This is a genomic window from Arthrobacter sp. GQ119, from assembly GCF_059759125.1.
Genome location: NZ_JCAXEA010000079.1, coordinates 1 through 457, shown reverse-complemented (window position 1 = coordinate 457; position 457 = coordinate 1). Strand labels below are relative to the sequence as shown.

1 protein-coding gene is annotated in these 457 nt (G+C 68.5%); it reads right to left on the bottom strand.

Annotation, left to right across the window (positions count from 1 at the left end):
* Positions 1-457, bottom strand: a 457-nt coding sequence (locus AC6CH3_RS23435) for an MBL fold metallo-hydrolase (RefSeq protein ID WP_498134711.1), incomplete at both ends; no start/stop codon positions are given.

Here is a 457-nt window from a genome sequence, read left to right as displayed (position 1 = left end):
AGTGGTTCAGCTGTGCGAGGGTTTCGCGTTCGGCGGCGATGGTGGTGTTGTCGCCGTGGCCGGTGCGGACGGTGGTTTCTGCCGGGAGGGGCAGGAGGCGTTCGCGGATGGAGGTCAGGATGGTGGGGTAGTCGCTGTAGGAGCGGCCGGTGGCGCCGGGGCCGCCGTTGAAGAGGGTGTCCCCGGTGAACACGGTGCCTTGTTCTTCGAGGAGGAAGCAGGTGGAGCCGGGTGAGTGGCCGGGGGTGTGGATCGCCTTTAGGGTGGCGCCGCCGACGTGGAAGGTGTCGCCGTCGGCGATCTGCCGGTCGGGTGTGGTGTCGGGGTAGACCTGTTCCCAGAGGACCTGGTCCTCGGGGTGCAGGTAGATGGGTGCGTTCACGGTGTCGGCGACCTGGCGGGCGGCGCCGATGTGGTCGTTGTGCGCGTGGGTGAGCAGGATCGCCAGGACCTTCCG